General features: G+C 54.8%; 15 protein-coding genes, 1 tRNA gene and 1 pseudogene. 8 read left to right on the top strand and 9 right to left on the bottom strand.

The window, feature by feature from the left end:
* The first annotated feature begins 3 nt into the window (after positions 1–3).
* From pyrF to ruvA, 3 genes are read left to right on the top strand one after another with little or no spacing between them, the layout of a single operon-like run.
* Positions 4–711, top strand: a complete 708-nt coding sequence (gene pyrF / locus CKO12_RS01840) for an orotidine-5'-phosphate decarboxylase (RefSeq protein WP_200153025.1) — start codon at positions 4–6, stop codon at positions 709–711.
* Positions 712–738: 27 nt separating this feature from the next.
* Positions 739–1,614: a UTP--glucose-1-phosphate uridylyltransferase GalU gene (gene galU, locus CKO12_RS01835; protein WP_200153024.1), complete on the top strand. Its 876-nt coding sequence runs from the start codon at positions 739–741 to the stop codon at positions 1,612–1,614.
* A 10-nt stretch (positions 1,615–1,624) separates the two neighbouring features.
* Complete coding sequence (ruvA, locus tag CKO12_RS01830) at positions 1,625–2,230, top strand: Holliday junction branch migration protein RuvA (RefSeq protein ID WP_200153023.1); 606 nt, start codon at positions 1,625–1,627, stop codon at positions 2,228–2,230.
* A 32-nt stretch (positions 2,231–2,262) separates the two neighbouring features.
* Here the strand turns inward: ruvA and CKO12_RS01825 are convergent, their stop codons facing one another.
* The 3 genes from CKO12_RS01825 to menA are packed head-to-tail and all read right to left on the bottom strand — an operon-like array spanning position 2,263 to position 4,937.
* Positions 2,263–3,000, bottom strand: coding sequence for a type III pantothenate kinase (locus tag CKO12_RS01825; RefSeq protein ID WP_200153022.1), 738 nt, complete (start codon positions 2,998–3,000; stop codon positions 2,263–2,265).
* 18 nt (positions 3,001–3,018) lie between these two features.
* Positions 3,019–4,059: an o-succinylbenzoate synthase gene (gene menC, locus CKO12_RS01820; RefSeq protein WP_200153081.1), complete on the bottom strand. Its 1,041-nt coding sequence runs from the start codon at positions 4,057–4,059 to the stop codon at positions 3,019–3,021.
* The gene (gene menA / locus CKO12_RS01815; protein ID WP_200153021.1) at positions 4,056–4,937 is read right to left on the bottom strand and encodes a 1,4-dihydroxy-2-naphthoate octaprenyltransferase; all 882 of its coding nucleotides are present in this window, start codon (positions 4,935–4,937) and stop codon (positions 4,056–4,058) included. The genes menC and menA overlap by 4 nt, the downstream gene beginning before the upstream one ends.
* Positions 4,938–5,093: 156 nt before the next feature.
* On the opposite strand from menA, the gene CKO12_RS01810 reads away from it, so the two are divergent.
* From CKO12_RS01810 to CKO12_RS01800, 3 genes and pseudogenes are all read left to right on the top strand, one after another.
* Entirely contained in the window at positions 5,094–6,977 is a 1,884-nt protein-coding gene (locus tag CKO12_RS01810; RefSeq protein ID WP_200153020.1) for an Lcl domain-containing protein, read from the top strand.
* 32 nt (positions 6,978–7,009) lie between these two features.
* Positions 7,010–7,183, top strand: a pseudogene (locus CKO12_RS15335) (hypothetical protein); the annotation flags it as partial.
* A gap of 18 nt (positions 7,184–7,201) precedes the next feature.
* Positions 7,202–7,855, top strand: coding sequence for a CARDB domain-containing protein (locus CKO12_RS01800; protein ID WP_200153018.1), 654 nt, complete (start codon positions 7,202–7,204; stop codon positions 7,853–7,855).
* A 67-nt stretch (positions 7,856–7,922) separates the two neighbouring features.
* Here CKO12_RS01800 and CKO12_RS01795 read toward each other — a convergent pair whose 3' ends face one another.
* From CKO12_RS01795 to menB, 3 genes are read right to left on the bottom strand one after another with little or no spacing between them, the layout of a single operon-like run.
* A complete protein-coding gene (locus tag CKO12_RS01795; protein ID WP_200153017.1) occupies positions 7,923–8,438 on the bottom strand; it encodes a hypothetical protein in 516 nt (171 codons plus the stop codon).
* Positions 8,431–9,648 (bottom strand): AAA family ATPase, encoded by a 1,218-nt coding sequence (locus CKO12_RS01790; RefSeq protein WP_200153016.1) that lies wholly within the window; start codon positions 9,646–9,648, stop codon positions 8,431–8,433. The genes CKO12_RS01795 and CKO12_RS01790 overlap by 8 nt, the downstream gene beginning before the upstream one ends.
* Before the next feature lie 30 nt (positions 9,649–9,678).
* A complete protein-coding gene (menB, locus tag CKO12_RS01785; RefSeq protein WP_200153015.1) occupies positions 9,679–10,527 on the bottom strand; it encodes a 1,4-dihydroxy-2-naphthoyl-CoA synthase in 849 nt (282 codons plus the stop codon).
* A gap of 116 nt (positions 10,528–10,643) precedes the next feature.
* Between menB and CKO12_RS01780 the strand changes: the two genes are divergently transcribed.
* Positions 10,644–10,717, top strand: a tRNA-Cys gene (locus CKO12_RS01780).
* A 52-nt stretch (positions 10,718–10,769) separates the two neighbouring features.
* Here CKO12_RS01780 and CKO12_RS01775 read toward each other — a convergent pair.
* The 3 genes from CKO12_RS01775 to CKO12_RS01765 all read right to left on the bottom strand — a co-directional run bounded on the left by CKO12_RS01775 (position 10,770) and on the right by CKO12_RS01765 (position 13,905).
* Positions 10,770–12,089, bottom strand: a complete 1,320-nt coding sequence (locus tag CKO12_RS01775; protein WP_200153014.1) for an MFS transporter — start codon at positions 12,087–12,089, stop codon at positions 10,770–10,772.
* 93 nt (positions 12,090–12,182) lie between these two features.
* Positions 12,183–12,599, bottom strand: a complete 417-nt coding sequence (locus CKO12_RS01770) for a type 2 periplasmic-binding domain-containing protein (protein ID WP_200153013.1) — start codon at positions 12,597–12,599, stop codon at positions 12,183–12,185.
* A gap of 10 nt (positions 12,600–12,609) precedes the next feature.
* The gene (locus tag CKO12_RS01765) at positions 12,610–13,905 is read right to left on the bottom strand and encodes a hypothetical protein (protein WP_200153012.1); all 1,296 of its coding nucleotides are present in this window, start codon (positions 13,903–13,905) and stop codon (positions 12,610–12,612) included.
* 32 nt (positions 13,906–13,937) lie between these two features.
* Here CKO12_RS01765 and CKO12_RS01760 point away from each other — a divergent pair, with 32 nt between their 5' ends.
* Positions 13,938–16,775 carry an ATP-binding protein gene (locus CKO12_RS01760; protein ID WP_242466154.1) on the top strand — a complete coding sequence of 946 codons (2,838 nt, stop codon included), beginning with the start codon at positions 13,938–13,940 and terminating at the stop codon, positions 16,773–16,775.

Below are 16,775 nucleotides of genomic sequence, written 5' to 3'. Positions count from 1 at the left end.
GTTGTGAATCTGTCATCCCGTTTAATCGTCGCGCTTGATTACGCTGCCGCCGCACCCGCGCTGGCGCTGGTAGACCAACTTGATCCGGCGCGTTGTCGGTTGAAGGTCGGCAAGGAATTGTTCACGCGGCTGGGGCCGAGCATCGTGGATACCTTGCAACGACGCGGCTTTGAAGTGTTTCTTGATCTAAAATTTCACGACATCCCCAACACGGTCGCAGCAGCCTGTGACGCAGCGGCCGATCTCGGCGTGTGGATGGTCAATGTTCACATCAGCGGTGGGCAGCGGATGCTGATGGCAGCGCGAGAGCGGCTGGCGCAGCGGCTGACGCCAGCGCCGTTGCTCATCGGCGTCACGGTGCTGACGAGCTTGACGGCGGAGGATTTGGCGGCGAGCGGCTGCGCCGGAACGCCAGCCCAGCGGGTGCTGACGCTCGCGCAGCTCGGTCACGCCGCTGGTTTGGATGGGATTGTGTGCTCGCCGTTGGAAGCGGCTGCGGTACGCGCTGCGTTGGGAACACAATTCGTGCTGGTAACGCCGGGCGTGCGTCCGGCAGGTGCCGCAGTTGGCGATCAACAGCGGGTGTTGACTCCGGCGGCGGCGCTGGCAGCCGGCGCGGATTATTTGGTGATTGGGCGTCCGATCACGCAAGCAGCTGACCCGCTGGCGGCATTGATCGCCATTGCCGATGAACTGACAACTGACAACTGACAACTTTTTTAAGAGGAACCTTGCGTCATGGCAAAAATTCGTAAAGCTGTATTTCCGGTTGCCGGTCTCGGCACTCGTTTCTTACCCGCCACCAAAGCCAGCCCCAAGGAAATGCTGCCGGTGGTGGATAAACCGTTGATTCAATACGCCGCTGATGAAGCGGAAGAGGCGGGCGTTGATCAATTGATCTTCATCACCGGACGCAGCAAGCGGTCGATTGAAGATCACTTTGACAAGGCTTATGAGCTGGAAATGGAGCTGCAACAGGCGGGCAAAACTGCGCTGCTCAAGATCGTGCGCAGCGTATTGCCAGCGACGGCTTCCTGCATTTATGTCCGCCAAGCTGAGGCGCTCGGGCTGGGACACGCGGTGCTGTGTGCGCGTCCGGTGGTCGGTGACGAGCCATTTGTGGTGCTGCTCGCTGACGATTTGATCCGCACCAGCGGCAAGGGCGTGGTGGAACAAATGGCGGATATTCACGCCCGGCACGGCTGTAGCGTGTTGAGTGTGCAGGAGGTGCCGCGTGAGGAAACGCATAAATACGGCATCGTGGAGGTTGAAACTGGCTCTGACGGGGTGATGCGGGTGGTGTCGATTGTCGAGAAACCCGCGCCAGCCGATGCGCCATCCAATCTGGCGGTCGTCGGGCGCTATCTGTTGACGCCGCGCATTTTTGACAAGCTCGAAAATATCCGCGAAGGCGCAGGTGGCGAGATTCAGCTCACAGATGGCATTTCCGATCTGCTGCGCGATGAGCACGTCATCGCACATCCGTTTGAAGGCAAGCGTTACGACTGCGGCAGCAAGCTCGGTTATTTGGAGGCGACGGTGGAATTTGGGCTGGCGCACCCGGAATTGGGCGAGCGGTTTTCCGCGTATCTCCGCGCCTTCACTCAACACTGAGCACGCGCCAATGATCGGGCAACTGCGCGGCATTCTGCGCGTCATTCAACCGCCGCAAGTGCTGATAGAAGTGGGAGGCGTCGGTTACGAAGTGGAGCTGGCGCTCTCGGCATTTGACAAGTTACCGGCGGTGGGCGAGCCGGTGACGCTGATCACGCATTTTGCGGTGCGTGAAGATGCGCAAGTGCTGTATGGCTTTCTCCACCAGCGCGAGCGGGCGCTGTTTCGGATGCTGTTAAAAGTGACGGGCATCGGAGCGCGGCTGGCGCTGGACGTGTTGGCGAGCATGGATGCGCAGCGGCTGGCGCAGTGTCTGGTCAGCGAGGACATTCCCGCGTTGATGCGCATCCCCGGCGTGGGCAAGAAAACTGCGCAGCGGCTGGTGTTGGAACTGCGCGACCGCGTGGAGACGTTGACGGAAATGGGGCGAGCGGCGGGAACGGTGCCGCTTGCCACTGCCTCGCCGGTGCTTGATCACGAACAGGCAGTGCTGGATGCCGTCAGCGCGTTGGTGGCGCTGGGGTATCGCCCGCTGGAAGCCAATCGGATGGTGCGCAGCGTTGATAACGGGTTGACGACGGAGGAAATGATTCGCGCTGCGCTGCGGCAGATATAAAACAGTTGGCGGTTTTTTACTGCCAACTGTTTTTATCCGCCCGCTGCGATTAAACCCCGCAGCACCAACTCTTCAATTTCAGCAAACGGTTGTAACAGCGCCGTCCGCAAGCGCGGCGCATCGCCACCCGTCAGTAGCACCCGCACTGCCGCGCCAGCTTCCAGCTCCAGCCGCGCCGTCACTCGCGCCGCCAGCGCCGCCAAGGTCTGCACGCTGCCTGCCGCCACCGCCGTCGCCGTATCGTCCGCCCACAACACATCAACCGGCTCAAAATCCACTCGCGGAATCTGCGTCCCCACCAACAAGCTCGTGCGCATCAGTTCAATGCCCGGCACGATCAAACCGCCCAGATGCTGCCCATCGCCGCGCAGCGCATCAAAAGTCACCGCCGTACCCGCATCGACAATCAGCGTCGGTGCCGCAGTCGGGTTGTCCAGATGTGCCGCCAGCAGCGCCAGCCAGCGATCTACTCCCAACCGCGTCGGCTCGGCATACGCAATCCGCAGTCCGGCGCATTCGGCGCGAGTGCTGACGAATTCCGGCTCAAGATGCCAATACGCTCGCGTGACGCGCCGCAGCGCTTCTGCCACCGCGTCACCGCCCACGTTGCTGACCACAATGCGCGACGGTGGCGCGAGCTGTTCCCACGCCGCCAACACATCCACCGGAATCCCACCGCTGTGCCGCACGCGCTCCATCGCGCCGAGCTGACCATCGTGCTCATGCGCCCAGCGCAGACTGGTGTTGCCAATATCCAATAACAGCGTCATCGTTAAATTCCTGTTTTATCAAGTGATTGTGGGAGAAAAGCCGCTGCCCGGCGTCATTGGCAATTGCAGTTGACCACGCAACGGCTGCGGCGCGATACCAACATCCGTCGCCAACCACGCCGCCGTCGCCAAGCCGTGCGGAATCGGGCTGGCGCTGGCAGCGGCGAGTTGGGCGGTTGCCCACAGCCCGGCGGCGCTATCAATCACGCTGGTCATCACCACTTCGCAGCCTGCCGCTTGCGCCTGCTGCGCCAACGCCAACGTGCGGCGCAGCCCGCCAATTGCTGCCGGTTTGAGCACGATACGGCGGGGAAATTGCGCAACAGGAATGTGCAGCGATTCATCCCGCGCCAGCGGAAAAGTCACCCGCTGCTGCAACGCCGTCCATGATGCGACATCCGGCTGGCGCAGCGGTTCTTCGAGCGCCTCAATCGGCAAGTCTGCCAGCCCGTCAAGCATCCGTTGCGCCGTCGCAATATCCCACGCGCCATTGGCATCGAGCCGCAAGCTGACGCCCGTCGGCAGCAATCGCGCCAACGCCCTGAGTTGCGCCAGCTCCGTCAGCGGAGCGTTTAATCCGACTTTGATTTTGAGCACCGTAAAACCGGCAGCAACGGCGCTGTGAATTGCTAACGGTGTCACCGCCGCGAGTGCGCCGAGCATCGCGTTGACCGGCACGACATCAGGCGCAGTCGGTACGAGAAAATGGCGCAGAGTCAGCCCGCGCTGTCGGCTCAATAAATCCAAGAGCGCACATTCCAGCGCCCAGCGCGTGGCGGGAGTGGCGGTCAATTCTGGCTCTAAAACGTCCAATAACGTCGCTGCGTCGTGACCGACGGCACGCGCTTGAATGGTCAATAAAGCGCGCTGCGCGGCTTCAATTGATTCAGTGCCGGCAACGGGCAACGGTGCGCAATCGCCAATACCAACATCAGCAGCAGTCTGTAATTGCAGCAGCCAGCCGCGCCGCTGTCGCCATTCACCGCGAGCACTTGCCCACGCCATTCGCAGCGGCAGGCGATAACCAATGAGTTGGCAATTGATAATCCGCAGCGTCATAACAAAAAACCCAGAATCAATAATGCCGTGAGCACTAATTGAAAGAATGCCGTTTGCGCCAATTGCGTATTCAATGCCGCGCCGCTGCGTTTTCCCAATTGCACGATTAAAACCAGCGCCAATGGTAAAGCTGCGACTAATGGCCACGTCGTGCCGGGCAATTCAGTTGCCCATAACATCGGCACTGGCGTTAGCAATAAAAACGCATATAAAAAACGGCTGCGCGGGCGGTCGAGATAATGGCACAGCGTGCGGCGACCAGCGGCGCGGTCGGTGTCTAAATCGCGGTAATTGTTGACCGTCAATACGGCAGCGGCTGGCAATCCGAGCGCGATGCCGACGCTGATCGCTGACCAACTCAACGTCAGCGTTTGTAAATAATGACTGCCAGCAACGGCGGCGATGCCAAAAAATACCAGCACGAATAATTCACCCAACGGGCCGTATGCGATGGGGCGCGGGCCGGCGGTGTAGGCGTAACCGGCGAGCAGGGCGGCGCTGCCGAGGCTGAAGATCGGCCAGCCACCGCGCAGTAATAGCGCAATTCCCAATAAAAATGCCAATAAAAACAGCACATGCGCAGCGATTTTGACTTGGCTGGCGCGAAACCAACCTTGTGCCGTCACGCGCTGCGGGCCTGTGCGCTGCGGCGTATCGGTGCCGCGCTCAAAATCAGCGGCGTCGTTATACAAATTGGTGCCGATTTGAATTGCCAGCGCCGCCAATACTGTACACAACGCAATCACTGCGGCGAATTGACCGGTGTCAGCACATGCAAGCGCAATTCCGGCGCTCACTGGTGCGAGTGTCAATGGCAACGTTTTAGGGCGAATCGCTAACAGGCAGCGGGTAAATAACGGTGGAATTGGTGCAGACATAAATAATCAGGCGCAAGTGAAATGAACGCTGAAAGTGATGCGTGAGTTTAATACATTTGTCAGTCGATTGGGTTGACGTGCCAACTCAACCGACACGCCATGCCGCGCAGGTTTATACTTTCCCCGCACGTCAATTCATCCATTCAGGAACATGTCATGTCTGACTCACTGCGTTTTCTGCGTTCTTATCTGCACTGGGCGAGCATCGCCGCGCTGCTGCTGATTCTTCCCGCCACTCACGCCGCCGGTCTCAACGACACCGGCATCACCACTTGCTCGAACGCCACGCAAAACGGCTTGAGTTGTCCGGTCGCCGATTTCCCCGGGCAAGACGCCGAATTCGGCACCAACGGTTTTGATTTTACGAAATTAGATGCAGCGGGAAATGATTTGCCAGCAACGGCAACCGATCACACCTGCGTCCGCGATAATGTCACCGGCTTAATCTGGCAAGTGAAACTCAGTGATTCAACTTTCACCTTCGACGAAACCGCCGGTTATGTGACCAGCGTTAATTCAACTAGCTTGTGCGGATTTAAAGACTGGCGAATGCCGGATATAAAAGAATTGATGGGAATTGCCGATTACAGCCGTCATTACCCCGCAATTGATACCAATTATTTTCCCGATAAGCCGTATTCGTGGTTTTGGTCCGGTTCTCCGCATGCCGACCTCTCGAACTACGCGTGGTACGTGCATTTCAACGTTGGCTACGCCGACGGCAACGCTCGGTACTACAACGGCAGCGTCCGGCTCGTCCGCGGCGGACAGTCTTTTGACACTTTTGTTGATAACGCGGATGGCACCGTAACGCAGTCGAACACTGGGCTGATGTGGGCAAAATGCAGTGAAGGACAAAGCGGCACGAATTGTACCGGTGACGCAAAAAAAATGAATTGGAGCGCCGCATTAACTGCCGCTAATAATTCTAATCTCGGTGGTTATAACGATTGGCGGCTGCCGAATTTCAAAGAATTACAAGCCTTGGTCGATTACAGCCGTTATAACCCCGCAATTGATACCACTCAATTTCCGAATACACCGGGTTCGTGGTTTTGGTCCGGTTCTCCGGATGCCTTCAACTCGAACTACGCGTGGGGCGTGCATTTCGGCTATGGCTTCGCCAACGACGACTATCGGAGCAACGACGTCCACGTTCGCCTCGTCCGCGGCGGACAGTCTTTTGATCCTTTTGATTCTTTAAATGTTAATAAAACTGGGAGTGGTAGCGGGAGCGTCAGCAGCAATCCAGCGGGAATTAACTGCGGCGCGATTTGCGCGGCGGATTTTAATCGCGGCAGTGAAATCACTCTCATCGCTGCGCCGGATGCTAATTCGACCTTCGGCGGCTGGAGCGGCGCGTGTACCAATAAAACCGGCGATTGCACGGTCATAATGTCTGAAGCGCAAACCGTTACTGCGACATTTACCGCCAAACCAATCACTTATAGCCTGTCAGTCAGCAAAGTTGGTGATGGTTTGGTCAAAAGCGATCCGGCGGGAATTAACTGCGGCACGACTTGCAGCAAGCAATTCATCAGCGGCACTGCGGTCACGCTCACGGCAAAAGCGGACACCGGCGCAATTTTCAGTAAATGGACCGGCTGCACTCCAATTGCTACCAACGCGCTGCAATGCGCGATCACGCTGACCGGCAATAAAACAGTAACAGCGGTTTTTGGAACTGGCGGAATGGCAGATATAAAAGTCACCGCCATTGCACTCACGCCAACTTCACCCGCCGCCAATAGCACTTTTAGCGCCAAGATCACGGTGAAAAATCAAGGCACTGCGACGGCAAACGGCGGTTATTTGGATGTGTGGGCAAATCAATCAGCAGAGCAAATTTGCGGCGCGTTTGGTGAACAATGGATTGAAATCGGTTCATTGGCTGCCGGAGCGAGCAAAACATTGACGGTCAAATTGCGGTCAATGGGCGCTGGCACTAAAACTCTTCGTGCTTTTGTTGATAGCTGGTGTCAATTGCCGGAAGCAGATGAAACCAATAATCAAATGACCAAAAAATACACGGTCAAATAATGTTGCATCGCTGCTGTGAATGACGTTCGCCAATCGGAGCAAATTCGGCGTATTGCAGCAGCGGTGCAAATGCTCAGTTTTGCGAGTTTAATTGTGCTTGCGCTGCTGTTTTCGGCAGCGGCACAACGATCACGCTCACCGCAGCGCCCACTGCTGATTCGACCTTTGTCAGTTGGAGCGGCTGCACCGCAGTTGCCGCAAATCCGCTGCAATGCACTGTCACGATGAGCAAAGCACAGGCAGTTACCGCGACGTTTGCGGTTATTCCCACAACCGGCGGCAATCTCACGGTTAAAACTGTCGGCAATGGCAACGTTACCAGCGATCCGTTGGGAATCAATTGCGGTTTTCTTTGCGCGGCGAGCTTTAGCGATCGCGTTGTCACGCTCACTGCGTTGCCCGCGAGCGGTGAAACATTTGTGCGTTGGAATGGCTGCATTGCAAATGCAACTAATCCCATGCAATGCCGCGTGACCTTAACTAAAACTATCACCGTGACTGCTGAATTCAGCAATAAAACGACCCTCGAAGCTGATATTCAAATCACCGATGTCGTTTTAACTCCTGTTTCTCCGAGTGCAGGAAAAAGTTTCACAGCACAAATCACCTTAAAAAATATCGGCAATATCGCCTTAACCAGCGGTAGTCATTTGGAAGTGTGGGCAAGTGAACCGACCGGACAATCTTGTGGCGCAATTGGCGATGCTTTTGCAGATATTGATCAATTGGCACGCAATGCCAGCACAACCATTACTGTCAAACTCATCGCGCCGGTTAAAGGAATGCAACGCTTGCGCGTATTTGCAGATAGTCAGTGCAAAATGACTGAATTAAGCGAGAGGAATAATCAACTGGTTAAACGCTATACGGTGAAATAGTTAAATTCCGCCGCCATGCGCAAGATGTGACATGGCGGCGGGGGTTTGCTAGATGTGGATGGTTTATTTAGCGGTTATCGGTAAAGTTTAGATAATCACGCAAATCAGGAATTTTTGTTGTTGCCTCACAATGCAAAATGCGATGCACGCGGATTTGATAGCGATTTTCTAGTTGCTCTCTTGCAACTGCGCTGACTAATTTATTGCTGATAATGAAACTTTTTTCAATCACTTTTCTGCCGCTATTGCTTGCGAGCGTACTCACTAATTCAATATACTCTGGACGCTGTTCTTTCGTAAATCGAAGCTGTTCAAAAGCATGTGATAAATCGCCTCCTTTCAATTCGACTAAAAAAGCCGCACTGCGCTGATGACTCAAAAAGAGAAACAAACCATCACACTTTTTATCGTTATCATTACAAACACAACCATCAATTACAATTGCTTTAACCTGTTCCCCAGCACGAACGCTAAATTTAACTTTTTTTCCGCGCTCCGCCAGCATGAACGCACCTGCACATAATTGATGGCAATTATCCATTTTTCGGCAGACGCAATGTTCAAAACGCGCAACCTCAATCACAACACTGTTCCCATTCAAGATCGCGCATTCGGTCATACACTTGAGTCAACTCGTTAAAATAATTGAGTAGCGTGTCATCCAATAAACCTAATTCAGTATTGAGTAACGATTGTTCACCTGCTGCGGTCATCACATACGCGGCAACATCCGCTGCTGCAATTGGAACGAGGTTTTTAATGTCTTCCTCAAGCGCAAGATGTGCAACTTTATCGCGTTTCAGTTGATTATTGATGGCTTCCACAATATATGGGCTGTGGGTAGTGATGATAAATTGCGTATTCTGAAACGTTTTTAACAAATCACCCATCACCCGCTGTTGCCATGACGGATGAAGATGGAGATCAATTTCATCAATCATAACGACTGCTTCCGCAGTGAGTGGCTCGGCAAGATGTGGATTTGCCATTGCCATCCGCGCACTTAAATCAATGACTAAACCGATCAGGGTTTTATAGCCATCACTCAACTGCCCGATGTTTAATTGTTCGCCATCTTTTTGCACGACAAATTGCAAGGGATTGAGGGCAATATGTGGATTTGACAGGTCTGGAAACAGCGCAGTTAATGCAGTGCGCACTGCATTGAGTTCTGGCAAACTTGCATCAAAGCTGCGGCGCTCTTTTTGCAAGCGATGTTCTTCATTTTCTTTGTTATAAAACCAAACAAATGCAGACTTAAACCGGCTGTCTGCATTCAACGCATTGGCTAATGCTTCAAATGGCGCATGTTCTTTGGGAAACCCTTTACGACTTAATGGCAAGTCAAGTAAGGCGCGACCGACGCCGTAATACACAAATAACGGCAATTCAACACTGTTGCCGTTATTTAATGGATCAAGCACTGTGTGATTGAGATAGTGCTCCAGTTCACGCACACCCAAACTATTTGCTATTTGTGATGCAGTTTTTTTACTGTTATCGCGGCGCTGGGTGCGATCCCAGCGTAACCCGCTGGTGGTTTCAAGCGTGACCCGCACATAAGGAGCCAATAGGTTGTTGCTTTGGCGAATCTCGCCGGTTTTTTTGAATGATAACCCCGTGAGATTGGGTAAGTGGGTCAACACCGCTCCCAAACCGATGGCAATTCCATCTAGCACGGTGGTTTTTCCTGAACCATTCGCGCCAATTAACAGCGTTAAGCGGCGTCCCAGCTCAAGAGATAACAACGCTTTAGCGCGAAAGTGTTCTAAAATAACGCGTTGCAGGCGCATCAATCACCACCGTTTTAATTGCTAAACACTTCAAGGACGCCGAGGAAATTGCCCAAAATCTGGCGCTCGCTTTTCTAAAAACGCATTGCGCCCTTCTTGCCCTTCTGCGGTCATATAAAACAGCGCCGTCGCATTACCCGCCAATTCCTGAATACCGGCTAAACCGTCGGTATCTGCATTAAAAGCAGATTTCAATACCCGCAGCGCCGTAGGCGATAATTGATTCATCTGCCGACACCATGCCACCGTTTCCAATTCCAAATCTGCCAGCGGTACGACTGTATTCACTAAACCCATATTTAATGCTGCTTGCGCATCGTATTGACGACATAATAACCAAATCTCTTTGGCTTTTTTTAATCCCACCGTCCGCGCCATTAAACCAGCACCAAACCCACCATCAAAGCTGCCGACCTTTGGCCCCGTTTGTCCAAAGCGAGCGTTATCCGCAGCAATGGTTAAATCACAAATTAAATGCAGCACATGACCGCCGCCAATCGCATAACCAGCCACCATCGCCACTATTGGTTTGGGTAAGGTGCGAATTTGCCGCTGTAATTCGAGCACATTCAAATGCTCAATTCCGGCGTCGTCTTGATAACCCGCGTCGCCACGAATGCGTTGATCGCCGCCAGAACAAAACGCTAATTCACCCGCGCCCGTTAAAATAATGACGCCAATATCTGGATCGTGATGCGCCCGATGAAAGGCATCAATCAATTCGCGCACGGTCTGCGGACGAAATGCGTTGCGCACTTCGGGGCGATTGATGGTGATCTTGGCAATGTGCTCGGCGACGTGATACAGAATGTCTTGATAAGGCAATGATTCTGGCTGTTGCCAGTGAATTGGAAGGCGTTGATTGTCAATTGATTGCATAGCGATTATTTCCAATAAAGAGGCGCATGATGACGCAGTTTAGCCGCAAACAGCATCGCGCTGGGCGCGGCATGAGGTGACAAGCTGCGAGTAACTGCCTATAATTGGGCGCTCAAGGCTGAATGGCAGAGTGGTCATGCAGCGGCCTGCAAAGCCGTGTACCTCGGTTCGATTCCGGGTTCAGCCTCCAAATTTCACAACAGCGTCGCTCACCGCGACGCTGTTTTTTTATGCCCAGCGTTTTAAGCGTCGCTGGGGATCGGGTGCGGATGGCGGATGCGGACGTAAATGCTGGCAACCAACAGCACAATGTTGACCGCGCCGATGACCACAAACGGCGCTCGCGGATCAACTTGATCAAACAGTCGCCCACCGATTGCCGTCATCAATAAAATTCCCAGTGCGCCAGCGACGTTGAATGCGCCCAAAATTGAGCCGCGCTGCGCCAGCGGTGCTTCCTGTCCAATCAGCGATTGCCCGCCGAGAAAGACGCTGATTTGACCGATCCCCAGCAGGATGAAAAAGACGGTGCCGCCGCTCGCCAGCGGATCGTCGAGCAGCAGTAACGCCAAATTGCCGCCCGCAGATAACGCCATGCACACCGCCAACGCGCTGACTCGATCCATCCGATCCAGCAGCGGGCCGAGCAGCGGTGCCCACGCCAACGCTGCGACTTGTGAGATGACGAAAATCATGGTGCCGCTCATCACGGCGGCTGCCGGTTCCAATCCCGCCGCTTTGCCCGCCAAAGTGCCCCATAAAATCAAAAAGACGGCGTTGACCGATTGATCGCCACGAGCGATGAACGCGCTGGCATACGCCAATAAAATGCGCGGGTGACGCGCTTGGGTGAAGCCGCTGATTAACAAATCGCGCACCGTCGGTCGTTCCTCTTGCCGCAGCGGGATGCCCGGTTTTAAGCCCCAAAATGCGAACGCTGCTACCGCAACCGCGATGCCGGCGACGATGAAATGAGTGAGCTGACCGGCAGCAACGCCATCCCAGCCGTGATTGACGAACAGCTTGGGCAGCGCACCGAATCCTTGGCTCATCACCACCACGCCCAATCCGCTGAATAAACCGACGGCAGCAACCAATTTGCCGCGTGAACACTCGGCGGGATAGTCCGCCATGACGGTCGATAACCCGCCGGCGACCGTGACCACCGCCAGCGCGTAAATGATGCGGTCGGCGTACAGCATCTCAATTGAGGTGGCAAGCGGATACAGGGCGTAAGTGAGCGCCAGCAAGAGAAAGCCGCTGGCGTACACCGAGCGCCGCCCAATCCGATCCATCGCAATGCCAGCGGGCATGAACAGCAGCAGCGTTAAAATCTCGGTGAAAAACACGAGATTACTGCTGACGGTGCCCTGCTCAGATGCCGGAATGTGCAGATGTTCGTTGAGGATGTAGGTCTGGCCGATGGAGATGAAGATCATCAGCCCAATCGAGAAAAAAGCGACGATCAAAAACGTCCAGCCGTGTTGCGCGTGAATGCCGGGCGCGAGCCGCAGCGGGCCGATTTGCGTGAGAGCAGTTGACAGGGAATTTGATACAGACATGGCAAATAAGCTGTAGATTCAGTGGATTGATTGAAGCGTACACGCTAACGAGGTCAGTGCATTAACGCAATGCTGGCGCAGGGTTCGGCAGATTCACGGTTCCATCAACACGTTGAGTTCTGATGTCCGCTCATTGGCGCTGATGTAGCCGATGCCGCCGGGCTGGGATTTCACAAACTCAATGATCTCACGGCTGCTGGCGCAATCCTTCGGCGGCGTCCCTTTGCCAATAAAGCGCCGCACCACCCAATAAGCCAGATATTGATCTTCATCTTTAGCGAGAACGGTGGCCAAAAATTGCTTACGCACCATCGTGCCGGGCGCTGCATTCACGACCGTTGCCGGTCGCCCGTTCACTTCGATGATGCGTCCGGTGAAGAGCTTTTCGACGGTGACGCGATCCAGCTTTGGCATATCTGGATGCCCGATAATCAGCACATCCTCAGCGACCGCTTGATTAATGATGCTGATGAGGAACAAGAGGACAAACGCGATCAGTTTATTGTCCATGTCCGGCTCCTCAAAAAACAAAGTGATAGGACAGGGAAAACAGATTGATGTCTTCATCGCTGACTTCGCCGCCAGCGGGCGTATCCACGAAACTCGACGCCATGCCGATATGAGTACGCGCCCATTCCAATTTAATTTTGCTGGTTGACGTGAGCGCGTAAGAAGTGCCCAGCGCCCAAGTCTGCTGGTCATAAGCGATAAAGATATCAGCAACGACACGCTGCGAAGTGTTAATTAACGCTGCGCCGGGAAGCCATTTGGGAACAGAAGATTGATTGAGCGCCAAACTTAAATCGAGAGCGTTATCTTCAGAACGGAGCCAAGCGTAATAAAGATAGGGCGTCCATTTGCCAATGCGCTTGCGCAGTGACGCATAACCACCATTGCTGTTGATGCCATCTTCTGCATATTTCACGAGGCGTCTGACATACTCGGCAGCGAGGCGAATATCGTAACCAAGCCCAATATCCGTTCCCACAATGGTCACTGAAAAATCTTCGGTGCGCCCGCTGGGAATTTCTGTTCCTAATGCGATTTCTGGTTGTATTGCGTAATAGCTAATTCCCGGTAATGGACTGACTAACGGTAAGTGATAAATCCACTTTTGCCCATCAATCCGCTGCTCACCAGATGGTTTGTAAAAACTAAAACGAAATATATTTTCCTGCTCCCGATACGACAGCACCACGCCCTTGGCTTCGACCCGAATGGGTATAAAATACTCTCCAGCAGCAAAATATCCCGGAATGGTATCGCGCACCGAAACGCGCCACGCGCTATCGGCACTGCCCCAAAACAATTCAAGATTGAGATCGCCCGCTCCTAATCCCCATGTTTTACCAATTGAAAGACCCGTGAAATCGACGGTCGGTGAACTTGAATACACTTCAATTGGTAAACGGGCATAATCAAATGTCCAACCCACATCTTTATTTTCTGAGTTGAGATAACCCGGAATACGCAGCTTACCCAACCGCAGCAACCAATCGTCATCCGGTCGCCACGATAAAAATGCCCACGACAACGTTGGATTCCAGCGGTTATCGTCATCGTCGGCAGGTGAAATTTGCGCTTGAACAGTGGCGCTCCAATGCGGATTGAACTTGGCGTCTAATTGCACTCCAAACAGGCTGTCACGCGCAAAAGTGCCCCGGTCAGTGATGACGCGCTGATAGAGATAGGATTGATCCGAACGGACATAACCGAGCGTGCCATAGCCAGACCATGACAGGTCCAGCGCCAGCGCGGGATGCGCACCCAAGCTGAGGAGTGCTGCTAAAAGATAGCGAGAGTGCAAGTGCGTCATTTCTTTAGCTCACATCGCTTTTTAATCTGCAAATGACGGAAAATAGCGCCATGAAACTGCGCAACATTTCCATTTGGTTTTCGGTTCTCGTGCTGCTGGCGCTCATCGCCAACGGCATCCTGTTGTTTTTGATGGCGCAAGCACACAACAGCCTGCTGGCTACCCAAGCGCATCGCCAAGAAGCGCTGGCGCTCACCTATAATTTACAGCAGGAAACTGAACAGTTAGCGCGTTTGGTGCGGGCATATACCGCCACCGGCGAGCCGCGTTATCTGTTTTATTATTACGACATCATCAGCATTCGCTTGGGAGAAAAACCACCGCCGCTGGCGTTCGATCCCACCACCTATTGGGATGAAGTGATCGCCGGACGTCGCCAACATCGACTGCCCGCCAGCGGAAATAGCATCTCACTTGCCGCCCGCATGAGTGCGCTGGGTTTCAGTCAAAACGAGTTTGCGGCACTGGAGCGGATTCGCACTGCGACCGCCGCGCTCAATCAAATCGAACAAATCGCCTTCGCCGCCACCCAAGGATTGTACGACCCGGAAAAAGCTGAATTCATCTCGGATGGTGCGCCGCGTCTTGATTTCGCCAGCACGCTCGTCAACAGCGCGGAATACAACGGCTGCAAAGCGGATTTAGCCGTCTCCGTGCAAACGCTGATGAGCCTCACCGACCAACGCACCCGCAAAGAAACCGACGCCGCCACCCAGCGCCAAAGTCAACTCATCACCCTGTCTTTAGGATTTATGACGATCAACGTGGTGCTGGTGTTACTGGCGTCACGGATCATTCAACGGCAGGTGTTACAACCCATTCGGCGCTTAGGTGATGCCGCAAAAAAACTCACCGCCGGCAACTATGCCACCCGCGTGCTGGATGCCAAAGACTGCCAATTGCTGGGTGTTGAGGAACTCACCTCGCTGGGTTCCATTTTTGATGGCATGGCGCAGTCGATTGAATATGACTTGCTGGCGCGAGCAGCCGCGCAACAAGCCTTAGAAACCGCTCGTCGCCAAGCTGAAAATGCCACCCGCGCCAAATCCATGTTTCTGGCCAACATGAGCCACGAAATTCGCACGCCGATGAACGCGATCATCGGCATGAGTTATCTGGCGCTCCAAACTGCGCTCTCCCCGCGCCAGCACGATTACGTCAGCAAAGTCCACGCTGCCGCGCAATCGCTGCTGGGGATCATCAACGACATCCTTGATTTTTCTAAAGTTGAAGCCGGCAGACTGGAGTTGGAGCTGGCCGCCTTCCGGTTGACGGACGTGCTGGACAATGCGCTCGCGTTGGTGCGGCACCGCGCCGAGGAAAAAGGCATCGCGCTGGTGGTGGACATCATTGATCCGGCGCTGCGTGAGACGAGCGGCGTGGTTTACGGCGATGCGCTGCGACTGGGGCAGGTGCTCAATAACCTGCTTTCCAACGCCGTCAAATTCACCGCGCACGGCTCGGTCAACTTGACGTTATCGACCGTCACGCGCCGCGACCGCGACTGCGTTCTCCGTTTCAGTGTTCACGACACCGGCATCGGCTTGACCAGCGAGCAGATTGACAATCTGTTTCAGGAGTTCACCCAAGCCGACGGTTCGACCACGCGGCGCTTTGGCGGCACCGGCTTGGGGCTGGCGATCAGCAAGCGGCTGGTGAGTTTGATGAATGGCGAGATCGAAGTGACCAGTCAGCCCGGCGTGGGTTCCTGTTTCACCTTTACGGCGCAATTCGCTGCCGCTGATCCAGCGACCGTGACGGCGACGTCACCGGCAGCGCCAGCAGCACACGCGATCAATTTGACGGGAATGCGGGTGTTGCTGGTCGAAGATCATCCGATCAATCAACAATTGGCGGTGGAATTGCTCGCCAGTCAGGGCGTGACGGTGACGGTTGCCAAGCACGGCCAAGAGGCGCTCGACCTGCTCGCAGCCCAGCCGCCGTTGCACTATCACGCCGTGCTGATGGATATCCAGATGCCGGTGATGGATGGATATGAGGCGACACGGCGGCTGCGGGCTGATCCGCGTTATGCGGCGCTGCCGATCATCGCCATGACCGCACACGCGATTATGGAAGAGCGCGAGCAGTGTTTGGCGCTGGGCATGGCAGAACATCTGAGCAAGCCGATTGAACCGGCGGCGCTGTATGCGGTGCTCGCGCAGCACTATCACGCCCCGCCGGAGCTGGCGCTGCCGGAAACGGTGCCAACCAATCCAATGCTCACGCCAGCACCGTTGCCGGTGCTGGCGGGTTTAGATGCCGCCAGCGGATTGCGGCGCATGGGCGGCAATGCCCAGTTGTATCAGCACCTGTTGACCAGTTTTACGGCGGAATTTGCTGCCGTCCCGCCGACGTGGGCGACCTTCTTTGCCACTAGCGATTGGGCGACGAGCGAGCGGTGGGCGCATACGCTCGCCGGTTTAGCAGGCACCATCGGCGCTGAATCGGTGCGGAAGCGAGCGCAAATGCTGGAAACGGCATGTCGGCACTGCGCTGAGGAAACTGCGCAGGCGGCGTGGGTGCCGCTGATCACCGAATTGCAGCCGCTGGTGACGGGCTTGCACACATTTCTCAGCATGACCGCCGCGCCCGCGCTGGCACCAGCGGCGACGGCACCAGCGCCCATCGCGGCGGCGCTGCCGGAGTGTTTGCCCCAGTTGCGCCAATTATTGGATGCCTGTGATGGCGATGCCGTCACTTTGTGGGAAACGCATCAAACGGCATTTGCGCAGTGCTGTGCGCCGGAACAAGTGCGCAAAATTAATCAAGCGATATTCAATTTTGATTTTGAAACTGCTTTGACGTTATTGCCAATCGCTGATGCTGAACCAGTTTGCGCAGCAACGTCCATCAACACGGATTTTTAA

It is taken from the genome of Chromatium okenii (assembly GCF_016583745.1).
Classification (GTDB): Bacteria; Pseudomonadota; Gammaproteobacteria; order Chromatiales; family Chromatiaceae; genus Chromatium; species Chromatium okenii.
Note: the sequence above shows the minus strand (reverse complement) of the source record. Positions and strands in the feature narration are given on the sequence as shown.

Bases quoted from the DNA above. Each gene is read 5' to 3' on its own strand.
- galU (WP_200153024.1), top strand. From the start codon at position 739: ATGGCAAAAATTCGTAAAGCTGTATTTCCGGTTGCCGGTCTCGGCACT.
- ruvA (WP_200153023.1), top strand. From the start codon at position 1,625: ATGATCGGGCAACTGCGCGGCATTCTGCGCGTCATTCAACCGCCGCAA.
- CKO12_RS01825 (WP_200153022.1), bottom strand. From the start codon at position 3,000: ATGACGCTGTTATTGGATATTGGCAACACCAGTCTGCGCTGGGCGCAT.
- menC (WP_200153081.1), bottom strand. From the start codon at position 4,059: ATGACGCTGCGGATTATCAATTGCCAACTCATTGGTTATCGCCTGCCG.
- menA (WP_200153021.1), bottom strand. From the start codon at position 4,937: ATGTCTGCACCAATTCCACCGTTATTTACCCGCTGCCTGTTAGCGATT.
- CKO12_RS01810 (WP_200153020.1), top strand. From the start codon at position 5,094: ATGTCTGACTCACTGCGTTTTCTGCGTTCTTATCTGCACTGGGCGAGC.
- CKO12_RS01800 (WP_200153018.1), top strand. From the start codon at position 7,202: ATGAGCAAAGCACAGGCAGTTACCGCGACGTTTGCGGTTATTCCCACA.
- CKO12_RS01790 (WP_200153016.1), bottom strand. From the start codon at position 9,648: ATGCGCCTGCAACGCGTTATTTTAGAACACTTTCGCGCTAAAGCGTTG.
- menB (WP_200153015.1), bottom strand. From the start codon at position 10,527: ATGCAATCAATTGACAATCAACGCCTTCCAATTCACTGGCAACAGCCA.
- CKO12_RS01775 (WP_200153014.1), bottom strand. From the start codon at position 12,089: ATGTCTGTATCAAATTCCCTGTCAACTGCTCTCACGCAAATCGGCCCG.
- CKO12_RS01770 (WP_200153013.1), bottom strand. From the start codon at position 12,599: ATGGACAATAAACTGATCGCGTTTGTCCTCTTGTTCCTCATCAGCATC.
- CKO12_RS01765 (WP_200153012.1), bottom strand. From the start codon at position 13,905: ATGACGCACTTGCACTCTCGCTATCTTTTAGCAGCACTCCTCAGCTTG.
- CKO12_RS01760 (WP_242466154.1), top strand. From the start codon at position 13,938: ATGACGGAAAATAGCGCCATGAAACTGCGCAACATTTCCATTTGGTTT.